Source organism: Candidatus Filomicrobium marinum (assembly GCF_000981545.1).
GTDB classification, from domain to species: Bacteria; Pseudomonadota; Alphaproteobacteria; order Rhizobiales; family Hyphomicrobiaceae; genus Filomicrobium; species Filomicrobium insigne.
In genome coordinates, this window is sequence record NZ_LN829119.1 from 2,697,929 (window position 1) to 2,712,447 (window position 14,519).

The window sequence follows — 14,519 nt, forward strand, 5'->3', positions numbered from 1 at the left end:
GGACATGTCCGAGGCTCTCGAACGCACTTCGCCGTTGAAAGTCTCATCGGCGAAGTGCGAACGGATCGGCCGCATGATCCCTGAGGAGACGCCCATCGCATTGGTTTACGATGGCGTCACCCATGCCGTTATGCTGGCGAGCCCCGTTGACATCGACGACTTCGCGATTGGCTTTAGTTTCACGGAAGGCAAGATCTCGTGCCTCGACGATGTCGTTGAAGTCGATATCGTGCCACGTGAAAACGGCATAGAAGCGCGCGTTTGGCTGGCACCCCGTGCGGGCGTCGCCAATGCGGAACGCCGCAGATCGTTACTCGGGCCTACAGGATGTGGCTTGTGTGGTGTCGAAAGTCTCGACGCCGCTTTGCCCGTCGTGCAGCAGGTCGAGTCCGACTTGGCCCTAAATGTGGAAGACGTGCTGGCGGCTATCGACTCCGTGATGCCTGCCCAGGTGCTGAACGCTCAGGTCAAAGCGATGCATGCCGCTGGGCTATGGCGGAAGGGCGACGGCTTGGTTGCACTACGCGAAGACGTCGGGCGGCATAACGCTCTCGATAAGCTGGCAGGCGCGTGCGTTCGCAACGGCGCCGAGGCCTCAAACGGCGTCATCGTTCTGACCAGCCGCGTTTCAGTGGAAATGATTCAGAAGGCCGCAAAGCTCGGCGCTCCCGTTGTGGTCGCCGTATCAGCACCCACCGCGCTGGCCCTGCGCACGGCTGAGGCCGCTGGAATTACCCTCATCGCGATCGCGCGTGACGACAGTTTCGAGGTTTTCACCCATCGCGAACGGCTCCGGCACAGTCCGGAACAAAAGAATTCAACGCTTAAGGAGAACGCATTTCATGAAGCCTGCTGAAAAGCTTGTCATGATGGCCAACCAGATCGCGCGAAATCTGGCCGTGCAAGGGGAGGAAAAGGCGGTAGCCGGAACGGCCACCCATATCCGGATGTTTTGGGACCCGCGGATGCGGGCCGGCATTCATGCGCACTTGGCTGCTGGGGGCGAAGGGCTTGACCCGACGGCACGCAGGGCAATCGAACAACTTCCTCCCGTCTCATATCCCTGACGCAGAATGCGAGCCGGAGCACGTGATCCGTCTCGCCCTTTCTGGCGCACTTAGTGCCGCCGACAGCCTGAGATGCTACGATGCAGCGAATCCACCGTTGTAGTGAGCCTCTCATCCGCGATGACCACCCCGCGTCTTTCTCTGCGTATTGATCTCCCAAACGGCTCACGTTTGGGACCGGGTAAGATTGCGCTTCTCGAAGCGGTACAACGCCGGCGTTCGATTTCGGCTGCCGCGCGCGATCTTGATATGTCGTATCGGCGCGCGTGGCTTTTGATCGATGACGTAAATCGGGCCTTTAGTGAACCGGCGGTGGCGACATTCCCCGGGCGCTCCCAGGGCTCGGGCGCTGAACTGACCCCATTCGGAGAACGGCTGATCGCGATATATCGGACGGCTGAGCGCCGGTGTAAGAAGGCGGCCGCAGGATCCATTGAAGAGATCGTCGCAGCGACTGACGTCGCTTACGAGCGCGATGGCGCTACGCGGACGGGAAAGAAAACGAGCGCGCGCGACGCATGAAGCCGACCGAACGGCTATCCAAAGCGACAGTTTTGACGAGAGCCCACAGCTCTTGGCCGGGCGTGAGCTTAAGGCGCGTTGCCGACGCGCGCGTGATCAATGCGCGCAGCGTCGCGCCACCGAGGTCAACGGAGGCCTCAACGTAAGGGCCGCCACGTTCGGTGAGGCTCATCAACTTTCCAGGCAACCTGTTCGAGATGGAAATATCAACCGGAGGCGTAAGCGCGAGTGCGACATCGCGTGCTCTGATGCGGACACGCACGGGTGCGCCGATATCGAGGTCGACGCGGGGCACGCGCAGCATGCCGCCGGAAAAGCTAAGCGTCGAAAGCGCAAGGTCCTCATCGTGCTGTGCGACGACACATTCGATAACCGAGCCAGCTTCAAACCGGCCGATCAGCGGTGAAAGCTCGGGATCGGAGGCGACATCGAGCAACGGACCGGAGCGAAGTACCCGGCCACCGTCGATCAGCACGATGTTGTCGGCCAGCCGGACGACTTCGTTGAATGCGTGGCTAATATAAAGGATGGGCAGTCCAAGTTCGTCGCGGAGCCCTTCGATATAGGGCAGCAGCTCTGATTTCCGCGGAGGATCGAGCGAGGACAGCGGTTCATCCATCAGCAGGAGCGAAGGCTGTGCAAGAAGCGCCCGTCCGATTGCGACGCGCTGCCGTTCCCCGCCGGATAGGTTGTGCGGCCGCCGAGAGAGAAGATGTGTAATGCCGAGCAGTTCGACCGCCGTGTCGAAGTCAATGCGAGAGGAGCCACGTGCGCGACGCAGCCCGTAATCGAGGTTCTTCCTGACTGACAGGTGCGGGAACAGCCGGCTGTCTTGAAACACATACCCAACCCGGCGTTCATGGATCGGCATGTTGATACGCGTTACGCTATCGAAAAAGACGCGGTCATCGACAGCGATGCGGCCTTCATCGGGGACGAGGCCGCCGGCGATAGCCTGTACGATGGAGGTTTTGCCCGAGCCGCTGCGTCCGAAAATTGCCGTCACACCACGCGACTTCGCCGCGAACGTTACATCGAGCTGCAGGTCCGAAAGCCGTTTGCGCAGGCGAATGTCGATCATGAACCGTAAACCGTCCGCCGCGCCCAACGCTCAGCTGCTTCGGAAAGACCAAGGGCCAGCAGCGAAAGGATAATGGCAATCACGACGAGCCGGAGAGCGGCTGCCTCTCCATCCGGAACTTGTGTGGCCGTGTAGATAGCGAGTGGGAGCGTACGGGTCTCCCCTTCGACATTCGAAGCGAAGGTGATCGTCGCACCAAACTCGCCGAGGCTGGCAGCGAACGCCATGATCAAGCCGGAAAGAATACCGGGCAGCATCAGCGGCAGAGTTATCGTCAGGAACGCATCAAACGGCGAAGCGCCAAGTGATCGCGCCGCGAATTCTAGGCCCTGATCAACGGCATCAAGCGACAGACGGATTGCGCGCACCATCAACGGAAACGCCATGACAGCGGCCGCCAGCACAGCGCCCGTGGAACTGAAAACCAACCGGATGCCGAACGTGTCGTTGAGCCACGCGCCAACGGGACCTCTGACACCGAAGGTGAGGAGCAGGAGATAGCCGATAACGACCGGCGGCAGGACAAGCGGCGCATGAGCAATGACGTTCAGCACGGATTTGCCGGGGAGGCGCGTGCGTGACAGCACCCATGCTACGACGAGAGCAGGCAACAAACACGAAGCCGACGCAAGCAATGCGACCCTGAGGCTGAGTGAAAACGCCTCGATTTCAACCGCGCTTAGCACTCAAGACCGCTCATAGGATCGCTCGGCAAAGTGAAAACCATAGCCGAGGAAAATTGAGCGCGCGGCATCAGTTTGGAGGAAGTCGTAGAACGCCCGGGATGCCCCTGTTTCGTGGCCGCGCATCAGGGCGATCGGATAGGTAATTGGCTTGTGCGTAGTCTCGGGAAAACGAGCGGCGATCGTCACGCCCTTGGAGATCGCAGCATCCGTGCTGTAAACGATGCCGGCAACAGCCTCTCCTCGCTCGACGAGAACGAGCGCATTCCGAACGTTATCCGCGCGTGCAAGCCGGCGCGCGGCCGCCTCCCACACGCCCAGGTGCGTTAACGCTTGCTTTGCGTATTTGCCCGCAGGGACATGGGCGGGATCGCCGACTGCGATGCGCCCCTTCGTCAGCTGCTTCAGCCACGATTGATCAGCGGTGATCCTGATTTCCAACGGCTTGTCCGAAGGAACGACCAAGACAAGCCCATTTCCCAACAGCGACCGGCGCGTGTCCGGAGCAAGCAAGTCGCGCTTTTGGACGTAATCCATCCAGCCTTCATCGGCGGAAAGGAAAAGCTGAGCCCCGGCACCCGCCTCGATCTGCTTTGCCAGGGTCGACGAGGACGCAAAGGAAAGCTTCGTCCGTATCCCGGTCTTTTCCGTAAAGGCGTCAGCGGCCGCCTGGAGCGCATTGGTGAGACTGGCAGCGGCAAATACCGTCACCACTTTCGGTGCTTCGCTCATGACCGGTATCGGCGCAACGCACACGGCGCCAACAATCAGGCCGAGAACAAGCTTCTTCAAGCCCTGCATGTCCCCATCCTATATACTCATATATACAGGATCGTTAGCACGTGCGCAGGCAATATGTCTACGATGCTGACGGAGAGGTACGCGATGATCGCTCTGTCTCAGCCGAGCTCACGTTCGGGCTGATTGACGAAGATCAGAACGCCCAGAATGGTCATGTAGAACCTGAACGCAGCGTCCTGCCCGTTCCAGGTTGACGATTTCCACATCAAGAACCATTCGCCGCCGATCACCATGAAGAAGAAAAACCAAACGAAGAATCCAGCGGCGCACCCGGCGATGGCCCATTTCTTCGAAGAGTTGAATTCTGCGGCGCTACCTTCACGTGCTTGAAACATCGCGATACCACCCAGCAGAAGGAGAATGAACGTTATCCCTTCGCCGGCGATGATGAGCCAATAGGCGGCGTGCCAGAGGGCCGGAGTGCTTATGGATCTGTACATCGACGAATTGTTCGGAAATGTCGTGTCCATGCTGAGGACATGCTGCACAAAGACGAAATTCGACCCATAGTCGGTGATATTATTGAAGGTCACCAGGAAGGCGAACGTGGCCAGAGCCAGCACCATTGAAATTTTCGCGTAGCGCAGCGTCATAGTAGAACCTCGATCGCATAGGGCGCGGAAATACAGGCAGACATCGGGTGGCAGTGACAGGCGGACGTATCCATGCAAACACGCATTGAACTGACAGCCACCGCGCGCCAACATGCCGAGACCTGCGGGATTTTTACGATACTGCACAATACCGTACCCCAAGCCGACCTGTTGCCAGGAGACATCGTAGAGATTGCATCGGCGGAAGGGATCATTGCCTTTGTCGTGCATACGCGACGGCTACAAATACGTGTCGATGAAGAGCAGGTCTTCGTCATCGAACTGGACTACCCCGTGCGCGTGCGTCCATGAATTAAATCGCCACGCAGAGCACTTTGGCGGCAAAACCATCGGCATGCGTCATTCCGCCGGTGCGGCCGATCTTCCCCTTTGATTCAAATCAAAGTCTGTTTCATCGCAATCTTGTGAGAACGAAGTCGCGGCCGAAGCACGAGGCCCGGCCGCCATGATGTCTGACCAGCGGGGCTCTCCTTCCATGAAATATGGCACCGAGATTGCGTTCGTAAGTCTCGCGACGTTCCTAGCGCTTTTAGCCGCCGTCTTCGCGCACGATGCCGCCTTTGCGACCCACATGTGGGTCCTTTTCTACGTATTGCTCGTCTTCGTAATACTGCTCATTCGCAATTCCGATTCATCTGGCAATGCGCACGTCGCGACGGATGCGGACTATCTCGATGGCCCCGTGAGGTACGGTGTTATCGCCACGATGTTCTGGGCCGTAGTCGGCCTCATTGTTGGTGTCGTGGCAGCGCTGCAACTCGCCTATCCCGACCTCAACGTCGAGCCCTGGCTTACCTTCGGCCGCTTACGTCCGCTGCATACCTCGGCAGTGGTCTTTGCATTCGGTGGCAATGCACTGATGGCGACGTCCTTTTATGTCGTCCAAAGAACATGCCGTGCGCGCCTTTTCGGGGGAAACCTCGCGTGGTTTGTATTCTGGGGCTACCAACTCTTCATAGTCATGGCAGCGACCGGATACCTGCTGGGTATCACCCAGAGCCGCGAGTACGCTGAGCCGGAATGGTACGTTGATCTGTGGCTGACCGTTGTTTGGGTCGCTTATCTTGCCGTGTTCCTTGGCACGATCACCCGGCGCAAAGAGCCACACATCTACGTCGCGAACTGGTTCTACCTCTCGTTCATCGTGACCATCGCGATGTTGCATGTGGTGAACAACCTTGCGGTGCCGGTCTCCTTCCTCGGTTCCAAGAGCTATTCGCTATTCTCAGGCGTCCAAGATGCTCTGACGCAATGGTGGTACGGTCACAACGCGGTTGGGTTCCTGCTCACCGCCGGCTTCCTAGGCATGATGTACTATTTCGTGCCGAAGCAGGCAGAACGGCCGATTTATTCGTATCGCCTGTCGATCATCCACTTCTGGGCATTGATCTTCCTCTACATCTGGGCGGGGCCGCACCACCTTCACTACACAGCGCTGCCCGACTGGGCGCAGACGCTTGGCATGGTCTTCTCGGTCATTCTGTGGATGCCGTCATGGGGTGGAATGATCAACGGCCTCATGACGCTGTCCGGCGCCTGGGACAAACTCCGCACCGACCCGATTATTCGCATCATGGTGCTTGCCCTAGCCTTCTACGGCATGTCGACGTTCGAAGGCCCGGTAATGTCCATCAAGTCGGTCAACTCGTTGTCTCACTACACCGACTGGACCATTGGACACGTGCATTCCGGCGCCCTGGGCTGGGTCGGGATGATTTCCTTCGGTGCGATCTACTTCCTGGTTCCGAGGTTGTGGGGTCGTGAGCGACTCTACTCGCTCCAGCTTGTCACGTGGCACTTCTGGCTCGCGACCATCGGAATCGTCATCTACGCGGCCGTGATGTGGGTTTCAGGCATTCAGCAGGGTTTGATGTGGCGTGCCTATGATGAGCAGGGCTTCCTCGTCTACTCGTTCGCCGAGACGGTCGCGGCCATGCATCCCTACTACGTCCTACGCACGATTGGCGGTGGGCTCTACCTCGTCGGCGCACTGATCATGGCCTTCAATATTGTCATGACGATCCGCGGGCATCAACGACAAGAGGAGCCGATCGGTGGCCGCACGACCGCCCTTCGCCCAGCCGAGCAGGGAGCCTGAACCATGGCCTTGTTGGACAAGCACAAAATTATCGAACGCAACGCGACCCTGTTGTTCATCTTCTCGTTCTTGGTGGTCACGGTGGGCGGTATCGTCGAGATCGTGCCGCTCTTCTACCTCCAGAACACCATCGAGAAGGTAGAAGGCATGAGGCCCTATTCGCCGCTCGAACTGGCTGGCCGCAACATTTATGTGCGGGAGGGCTGCTACACGTGTCACTCGCAGATGATCCGCCCGTTTCGTGATGAGGTCGAGCGCTTCGGCCACTATAGCTTGGCGGCTGAGTCGATGTACGACCACCCCTTCCAGTGGGGCTCGAAGCGGACGGGGCCGGACTTAGCTCGCGTGGGCGGGCGCTACTCCAACGAGTGGCACGTCCAGCACATGATCGATCCGCGTTCGGTTGTGCCGGAATCTGTAATGCCGAGTTATTCCTTCCTTATGAACACGCCCCTCGAGGTGGGAAACTTCTCGGCTGAACTGGTCGCCAATCAACGTGTTGGCGTGCCGTACTCGGACGAAATGATTGAAAACGCGGAAGCTGATCTGAGGGCACAAGCAGACCTCAATGCGGACAGCTCTGGCCTCCTTGCGCGTTATCCTAAAGCTCCGATCGGCGATTTCGACGGCAATCCGGAAGCGCTGAGCGAAATGGATGCGCTTGTCGCTTACCTGCAGATGCTGGGCACGCTTGTCGACTTCTCGACCTACGACGAAGCCGCTGGTTACCGCTGAGGAGGGACCGCATGGATTACCATTCATTACGCGAATTCGCGGACAGCTGGGGCCTGTTGTTCCTGACCGTTTTCTTCCTTGGCGTCGTTGTTTTCGCCTTCCGTCCCGGCAGCAAGAAGGCTGCCGATGAAGCCGCCCGCATTCCTCTTAAGGACGATTGAGATGAGCAAGGAAGAGATTGACGAGGTAACGGGCGTTTCCACGACGGGACACGAGTGGGACGGCATCAAGGAACTCAACAACCCGATGCCGCGCTGGTGGGTCCGTACGTTTTACGCCACGATCATCTGGGGTATCGCATACACAATCGCCATGCCTGCGTGGCCGATGATCGAGTCGGCAACAAAGGGCGTTCTTGGTTATTCGAGTCGCGCCGAGCTGAGAGCAGAGCTCGACGAGGCCACGGCCACCCAGGCCAGCCGACGCACGGCAATAAAAGAGAAGTCGCTGAACGAAATTCTTGCGGATGACGAGCTGCGGCGCTTTGCAATATCGGCCGGCTCCGCGGCATTTAAAGTCAACTGCTCGCAGTGTCATGGCTCCGGTGCTCAGGGGTCACCGGGCTATCCCAACCTCAATGATGACGATTGGCTCTGGGGCGGTGACATCAAAAGCATCTACCAGAGTATCGCGCACGGCATTCGATTCAACGGCGACCCTGATACGCGCATATCCGAAATGCCGGCATTCGCAGGCGTCCTCGAAGACAAGCAAATTAAAGAGGTCGCGGCTTATGTTGCGTCGCTCTCGAACACGTCTTCTGATCCGGCATTGGTCGAGCCCGGAAAGGTCGTTTACGAGGAAAACTGTGCGGCCTGTCACGGCGATGGTGGTCAAGGTGGCCGTGATATGGGCGCACCTAATCTCGTGGACGCAATCTGGTTTTATGGCGCCAGCGAAGCTGAAATAGCCGCTCAGGTACGCGCACCCAAGCATGGAGCGATGCCCGCTTGGTTGGAGCGCCTTGGCGAAACGACTGTCAAGGAACTCGCAGTCTACGTCCATTCGCTAGGAGGAGGCGAAGAGTAGCGAAGCGTGTGGGAATGGCCGGGGGGCGGCCGCCACGTGCCGGAACCTTACTGCGGCACGTTCCCACATCTTGACCTGGATCAACGTCCTAAAACGTCCGGTCCAACATCAGATATGAATATGGGCTGGCAAGGGCTTTACGATGCTTAATCCCGCAGAGATCGAAAAGCTGGATGTCGAAGCGGTGAATTCCGCTTCGAACCGACAGCCACTTTATGTTGCGCGCCGTAAGATCCATCCCAAGCGCGCGTCGGGAAATTTCCGGCAGCTCAAATGGATTGTCATGGCGATCACGCTGGGCATCTACTACTTGACGCCGTGGCTGCGCTGGGATCGTGGTCCGCATGCCCCGGATCAGGCTGTACTCGTCGATCTTGCGCACGGCCGCTTCTATTTCTTTTTTATCGAGATATGGCCGCAGGAATTATTCTATGTCGCCGGCCTGTTGGTCATGGCCGGGATTGGACTCTTTTTGCTAACGTCCACCATCGGCCGCGCATGGTGTGGCTATACCTGTCCGCAAACGGTATGGGTCGATCTCTTTCTTGTCGTAGAACGCGCGATTGAAGGCGACCGCAACGCCCGCATTAAGCTTGACCAAGCCCCCATGAGTTTTCGCAAGTTGGGATTACGGCTGACCAAGCATATGTCTTGGCTATTGATCGCTGTAGCAACCGGCGGTGCATGGATCTTCTATTTCGCCGATGCCCCCACGCTTTTCCGTGACTTCTTCACCGGCCAGGCAGCACCTGTGGCCTACATCACCGTCGCCATTCTGACCGCTACAACTTACACCTTTGGCGGTCTCATGCGTGAACAGGTCTGCATCTATATGTGCCCCTGGCCACGCATCCAGGCGGCGATGCTCGACGAAAATTCGCTGACCGTCACGTACAATGATTGGCGCGGTGAGCCCCGTTCGCGGCACACTAAGAAGGCCGTCGCCGCGGGGGAACGCAATGGCGACTGTGTTGACTGCAACGCCTGTGTCGCTGTGTGCCCGATGGGCATTGATATCCGCGACGGTCAGCAGCTGGCTTGCATAACCTGTGCCCTCTGCATCGACGCCTGCGACGGCGTGATGGACAAGCTGCACAAAGAGCGCGGGCTTATCTCCTACGCTACGTTTCGCGATTACGATGCCAACATGGCGCTGGCCACAGTCGGGGGCACCACGCCGATTGATCCGGCTCGGGTACGCGGAAGCGACGGTCGGTTTGTGCCAGGAATAGCTGACTTCAATTGGCGCAGCGTATTGAGACTTCGCACCTTAATCTATGTAACGATCTGGACGCTGATTGGTTTGATCATGCTCTATGCGTTGCTGACGCGGGACCGTTTGGAGGTGAACGTTTTGAGGGATCGTAATCCGCAGTATGTCATTCTGTCGGATGGGTCCGTACGCAATGGCTACACCGTCAAACTTCTCAACATGATCCCTCAACCACGTACCATCACTTTGCGCCTCGAAGGGTTACCCGGTGCGTCGATGAGCGTGAGCGGGCTTCACACGGGCCCAGAGGAACGATCTGTCAACGTGCCCGTTGAGCCGGATCGGCTACGGGCTCTCAAGGTCTTTGTCAGGCAACCAGCGGATCAGGCTCACCCCGAACGACAGACGTTTAGGTTTGTCGTCGAGGATAAGGTGAACCAAGAGACTAGCGCGTACACAGCGACCTTTAACGCACCCGGAGAACATAAATGAGCTACGGTTCTGGGCCGAAGGAGTTCACTGGCCGTCACATGCTGATTGTTATGGTCTGTTTCTTTGCGGCAATCATTGTAGCGAATCTGACAATGGCAATCGCGGCAAACCGAACCTGGACGGGTTTCGTCGTTGCGAATTCCTACGTAGCAAGCCAGCAATTCAACGACAAAGCAGCGGAAGGCCGAGCGCAAGCGGCGCTGGGCTGGACCAGCCGGTTTAGCTACAACGCGGGGCGCATCTACTATCTGCTGAGAAACCGCGAAGGCTTTCCTATCGATATGCAGAGCGTGACGGTCACTTTCCGGCGGCCGGCAACGGTCACCGAAGACAAGACGGTTGTTCTGACACGCGATGGCGCGAGCCATCAATTCGCCGCGGAAGCCGCGATTGCAGATGGTGTTTGGATTGTCGAAGCTCATGCCGACGTCGGTAAGCCGGCCGCCTATCGGTATGTCCGACGCATAATGATCCGCAACGGGGTGCTGCAATGACATGCTGTGCCGTTGGCATCGCAACAGCCAGCGAGCTTGGTCCGAATGCAACCGGGCCATCTATGGAAGAATTACAGCTCGCAAGCCATAGAATTGCTGACGGCACTTACCAGACGGATCTTTCCGTTCCCGGAATTCACTGTGGAGGGTGCATCCAGGCCATCGAGACGGCCTTGATGCGGCTCGATAACGTAGAACGCGCACGCGTAAACCTGTCGACGAAGCGCGTGAGCGTGCGTTGGCATGGCAGAACGCCGCCACCGATCATCGCCACCCTTGAGAGGTTAGGCTACGAGGCCCACCTCTTTGAAGCTGCGGCGAAGGCGCACGATGATACGCTGTCAGAACTCATCCGCGGTATGGCGATTGCTGGCTTCGCCGCCATGAACATCATGCTGTTGTCCGTATCGGTATGGTCCGGGGCGGACGCGGCAACCAGAGACCTTTTCCATTGGGTTTCCGCCTTGATCGCGCTGCCGGCGCTAGCTTTTTCCGGGCGCATTTTCTTCCGGTCGGCCTGGAGCGCATTGCGGCACGGCCGGACAAATATGGATGTCCCGATCGTCATCGGCGTTTCGTTAGCCTATGCCCTGAGCCTCTACGAGACGATCAATCATGGGGCCCATGCTTACTTCGATGCATCGGTCTCGCTCCTCTTCTTCTTGCTGATCGGCCGAACGCTTGATCATGTGATGCGCGAACGGGCTCGGACGGCTGTGATGGGGCTCGCACGTATGGCCCCTCTCGGCGCCATGGTTGTACGAGAGGATGGCGGACACGAATACCTGCCCCTGGCTGAAATCGGGCCGGGAATGAAAGTTCTGGTTGCGGCGGGCGAACGCATCCCGGTTGATGGATGCGTGAGACGAGGCACCACAGAACTAGATTGCGCGCTTGTGACGGGTGAAAGTGACCCACAAACTGTAGCCGCCGGAAATATGGTCCGCGCCGGCACGCTTAACCTCACCCAGCCCATCACCATCGAGGTGTCGGCTGCCGCCAACCAATCCTTCCTGGCTGAAATGATCCGGCTAATGGAAGCCGCGGAAGGTGGCCGCGCGCGATACCGACGTATCGCCGACAGGGCGTCTGCACTCTACGCTCCCCTCGTACATCTCACCGCGTTTCTAACCTTTTTAGGCTGGATGGCGGTGTCAGGCGACTGGCATCAGTCTGTAACAATCGCCATCGCCGTGCTCATCATTACATGCCCGTGTGCGCTGGGGCTTGCGGTTCCCATCGTTCAGGTCGTTGCAGCGCGACGTCTGTTTGAGAATGGCATCATGGTCAAGGACGGTTCGGCGATGGAACGCTTGGCCGAAATCGACACCGTTGTCTTTGACAAAACCGGCACGCTGACACTCGGCCGTCCACGCCTCATCAACGCAGAAGAGATCAACCGCAAAGCATTCGCAATTGCGGCTGCAATGGCCGACCACTCGCGTCATCCCATTTCGCAAGCGCTCCGTGAAATCGCGGCAAAGCATCATCTCAGCCCTATTCCTCTCACATCCGTTGAGGAATCTCCGGGCTGCGGCTTAGAAGCGAAAGCGGGGGACGTAGTCTATCGCTTGGGCAGAGCAAATTGGGCAACGGCCGGGATATCATCTTCTGTCGGTACGGTCCTGTCCCGCAACGGTGAGGAAATCGCGACGTTCAAATTCGAGGATGTCCTGCGGCGCGATGCTGAAGTTGCGGTCGCCGAACTGAAGGACGCCGGCCTTGCGGTTGAAATGCTATCGGGAGATCGTCGTGACGCAGTCCAATCCGTTGGCGATAAGCTGGCTATTGCGCGAGCGGATGCTGAGGCGTTGCCATCCGAAAAAGCGACACGGCTTGCTGAACTGACTGCTGCCGGACATAAAGCACTGATGGTCGGAGACGGGTTGAACGATGCTCCGGCTCTGGCTATGGCCCACGTCGCTATGGCCCCCGCAACGGCTGCAGACATCGGCCGCAACGCAGCAGATTTCGTGTTCTTGCGCGAAAGCCTGACAGCCGTTCCATTCGCACTAGATGTTTCTAAAAAGTCCGGAGCGTTGATCCGGCAGAACTTCGCTATTGCGATCGCTTACAATGCGGTCGCGGTTCCGATCGCGGTCGCCGGTTACGTTACGCCGCTGGTCGCTGCCGTAGCGATGTCGTTATCTTCTCTCATCGTCATTGGGAACGCGATGCGACTGCGAGGCCGCCCAATGCGTGAAGCCAAGCATACCGGAAAGGCCAAGTCACGGGCGCCACTGCGGGCAAATGCACTTGTGGAGGGTTAAATGACGAACCTCATCCTGCTCATTCCCGCCGCCTTATTCCTGGGAGGGCTTGGTTTAGCGGCCTTTCTTTGGGCGCTGAAAAGCGGACAGTACGAGGATCTAGATGGCGCGGCGGAGCGCATCCTCTTCGATCAACCTGCGGATGATCAATCTCCTCATAAAGAGAGCAGGGACCACGTGCGAAAATGAAACCTTCGCAAATTACTTTCGCGCGCAACTTTTGAGAAAAGGAATAATCAAGCACACAAGATGCGTAAGGCATCAACATCCACTATGTCGATGGTGCGAGCGCTCTTCAGCCGGATGTAGCCTCGTTCTCTAAACTTCGTGAACGCCCGCGAAACTGTTTCGATCGTCAGACCGAGGTAATCTGCAATGTCGGTTCGAGACATGGCGAGCTCAACGTGACGCATGTCGCCCTGCCGTTCCATCATATCGATCAGAAACGCCGCAACCCGTTCTCCAGCGCATTGGCGCCCGATGACGAGCAAATGCTTTTGTGCGCGCACAAGAGCATCCAGAGCTATCGGCAGAAGTTCTGAGGCTAGCCCCTTATCAAGCGGGCGTTGACAGATCCGGATGCCGCAACGGTCCACAGCCTCAGCAAAGAAATGATGAGCATCGTCCGCCTCGAAGCCAAAGAATTCCCCAGCAACATGGAAGGCGGTGATCTGGCGGCGGCCATCGGCGAGGAGCCGATAGATGCGCACTGTGCCAAACTCGACTTGGTACAGGGATGACGTGGGTTCACCTTGCGCGTAAATTTCAGCGTTGGGTGCGAACACGACGAGCTGATGAAGCTGAGTGTCTTCGATGATCGACGGCGGAAACGACTTGGAAATGTCCGTGCGAGCGGTGCGATCTGCATAGTGAGACGGCGGAAATGCGATTTGAGAATACATATCAAGCCTCCGGCAAACGCGTCGGAGTCATGAATGGACCAACTGTTACTCTGTTTGAATTAGGGATATCCCTAAGGGAAACTACGTAACGTAGATCTGTGGTCGCAGCTCATATGCTGCTCGAAGAGCAGAGCGGACGGCTTCAATCAGCTTCAATCCGAGTATCGGTTTCTCGATTATCCAAAAGCTTTCGCCGACTGAGAACTCGTCGCTGCGATCAACAAGTAGGATAATCGGTGACGCCAACGCGCGCAGATGGTTTAAGTTTTTTTCTTTATTTATCAGTGCATTGTCATCGACTATGACGCAGTCAAAAGTATTCATAGAGTCATGAGTCGAGGGCAAAGCCTTGAGTAACAAAACCTCACAACCTTCGGCTTCAAGTACGAAGCCTAGAGACGCACCAAATGCTGGATCAGGCGCAATGGCGAGTATGGCGGCGGAGAGAGACACAGCGGGGCCTGGAATGAATTGCGCAAGCGGCGCTTCGCCGCATGAAGAAGGTTAGCGGAAGCCCA

The 14,519-nt window shown here is 57.8% G+C and carries 17 protein-coding genes; 12 read left to right on the plus strand and 5 right to left on the minus strand.

All coding sequences use genetic code 11. The features are described from left to right. Nucleotides 1-4: 4 nt before the first annotated feature. The 3 genes from fdhD (at nucleotide 5) to YBN1229_RS12685 (ending at nucleotide 1,589) form a co-directional block, all read left to right on the plus strand. The gene (gene fdhD / locus YBN1229_RS12675; protein ID WP_046479004.1) at nucleotides 5-856 is read left to right on the plus strand and encodes a formate dehydrogenase accessory sulfurtransferase FdhD; all 852 of its coding nucleotides are present in this window, start codon (nucleotides 5-7) and stop codon (nucleotides 854-856) included. Then, nucleotides 843-1,067, plus strand: coding sequence for a formate dehydrogenase subunit delta (locus tag YBN1229_RS12680; protein WP_046479003.1), 225 nt, complete (start codon nucleotides 843-845; stop codon nucleotides 1,065-1,067). The genes fdhD and YBN1229_RS12680 overlap by 14 nt, the downstream gene beginning before the upstream one ends. A gap of 120 nt (nucleotides 1,068-1,187) precedes the next feature. Continuing rightward, nucleotides 1,188-1,589: a winged helix-turn-helix domain-containing protein gene (locus YBN1229_RS12685; RefSeq protein ID WP_046479002.1), complete on the plus strand. Its 402-nt coding sequence runs from the start codon at nucleotides 1,188-1,190 to the stop codon at nucleotides 1,587-1,589. Here YBN1229_RS12685 and modC read toward each other — a convergent pair. The 4 genes from modC to YBN1229_RS12705 all read right to left on the minus strand — a co-directional run bounded on the left by modC (nucleotide 1,549) and on the right by YBN1229_RS12705 (nucleotide 4,747). Further along, complete coding sequence (gene modC, locus YBN1229_RS12690; RefSeq protein ID WP_046479001.1) at nucleotides 1,549-2,670, minus strand: molybdenum ABC transporter ATP-binding protein; 1,122 nt, start codon at nucleotides 2,668-2,670, stop codon at nucleotides 1,549-1,551. The two genes, YBN1229_RS12685 and modC, sit on opposite strands and share 41 nt — an antisense overlap. Then, the gene (modB, locus tag YBN1229_RS12695; protein ID WP_046479000.1) at nucleotides 2,667-3,356 is read right to left on the minus strand and encodes a molybdate ABC transporter permease subunit; all 690 of its coding nucleotides are present in this window, start codon (nucleotides 3,354-3,356) and stop codon (nucleotides 2,667-2,669) included. The genes modC and modB overlap by 4 nt, the downstream gene beginning before the upstream one ends. After that, complete coding sequence (gene modA / locus YBN1229_RS12700; protein WP_046478998.1) at nucleotides 3,357-4,154, minus strand: molybdate ABC transporter substrate-binding protein; 798 nt, start codon at nucleotides 4,152-4,154, stop codon at nucleotides 3,357-3,359. A gap of 98 nt (nucleotides 4,155-4,252) precedes the next feature. Continuing rightward, entirely contained in the window at nucleotides 4,253-4,747 is a 495-nt protein-coding gene (locus tag YBN1229_RS12705; RefSeq protein ID WP_046478996.1) for a DUF2165 family protein, read from the minus strand. Nucleotides 4,748-4,819: 72 nt separating this feature from the next. Here YBN1229_RS12705 and YBN1229_RS12710 point away from each other — a divergent pair, with 72 nt between their 5' ends. The 9 genes from YBN1229_RS12710 (at nucleotide 4,820) to ccoS (ending at nucleotide 13,288) form a co-directional block, all read left to right on the plus strand. Then, nucleotides 4,820-5,059, plus strand: coding sequence for a hypothetical protein (locus YBN1229_RS12710; protein ID WP_046478993.1), 240 nt, complete (start codon nucleotides 4,820-4,822; stop codon nucleotides 5,057-5,059). 184 nt (nucleotides 5,060-5,243) lie between these two features. Further along, on the plus strand, nucleotides 5,244-6,866 hold the full coding sequence (gene ccoN, locus YBN1229_RS12715) for a cytochrome-c oxidase, cbb3-type subunit I (protein WP_046480608.1): 1,623 nt from the start codon (nucleotides 5,244-5,246) through the stop codon (nucleotides 6,864-6,866). A gap of 3 nt (nucleotides 6,867-6,869) precedes the next feature. Then, on the plus strand, nucleotides 6,870-7,601 hold the full coding sequence (ccoO, locus tag YBN1229_RS12720; protein WP_046478991.1) for a cytochrome-c oxidase, cbb3-type subunit II: 732 nt from the start codon (nucleotides 6,870-6,872) through the stop codon (nucleotides 7,599-7,601). 11 nt (nucleotides 7,602-7,612) lie between these two features. After that, entirely contained in the window at nucleotides 7,613-7,762 is a 150-nt protein-coding gene (locus tag YBN1229_RS12725) for a CcoQ/FixQ family Cbb3-type cytochrome c oxidase assembly chaperone (protein ID WP_046478989.1), read from the plus strand. 1 nt (nucleotide 7,763) lies between these two features. Then, nucleotides 7,764-8,630, plus strand: coding sequence for a cytochrome-c oxidase, cbb3-type subunit III (ccoP, locus tag YBN1229_RS12730; protein WP_046478987.1), 867 nt, complete (start codon nucleotides 7,764-7,766; stop codon nucleotides 8,628-8,630). A gap of 142 nt (nucleotides 8,631-8,772) precedes the next feature. After that, entirely contained in the window at nucleotides 8,773-10,335 is a 1,563-nt protein-coding gene (ccoG, locus tag YBN1229_RS12735; protein ID WP_046478985.1) for a cytochrome c oxidase accessory protein CcoG, read from the plus strand. Then, entirely contained in the window at nucleotides 10,332-10,829 is a 498-nt protein-coding gene (locus YBN1229_RS12740; RefSeq protein ID WP_046478983.1) for a FixH family protein, read from the plus strand. Before ccoG ends, YBN1229_RS12740 begins: the two co-directional genes overlap by 4 nt. Continuing rightward, nucleotides 10,826-13,099 carry a cation-translocating P-type ATPase gene (locus YBN1229_RS12745; RefSeq protein WP_046478980.1) on the plus strand — a complete coding sequence of 758 codons (2,274 nt, stop codon included), beginning with the start codon at nucleotides 10,826-10,828 and terminating at the stop codon, nucleotides 13,097-13,099. The genes YBN1229_RS12740 and YBN1229_RS12745 overlap by 4 nt, the downstream gene beginning before the upstream one ends. Then, nucleotides 13,100-13,288, plus strand: a complete 189-nt coding sequence (ccoS, locus tag YBN1229_RS12750) for a cbb3-type cytochrome oxidase assembly protein CcoS (protein ID WP_046478979.1) — start codon at nucleotides 13,100-13,102, stop codon at nucleotides 13,286-13,288. It abuts the gene before it with no gap. Nucleotides 13,289-13,335: 47 nt separating this feature from the next. On the opposite strand, the gene YBN1229_RS12755 is transcribed toward ccoS, so the two are convergent. Continuing rightward, complete coding sequence (locus YBN1229_RS12755) at nucleotides 13,336-14,001, minus strand: helix-turn-helix domain-containing protein (RefSeq protein WP_046478978.1); 666 nt, start codon at nucleotides 13,999-14,001, stop codon at nucleotides 13,336-13,338. Nucleotides 14,002-14,519 lie beyond the last annotated feature (518 nt).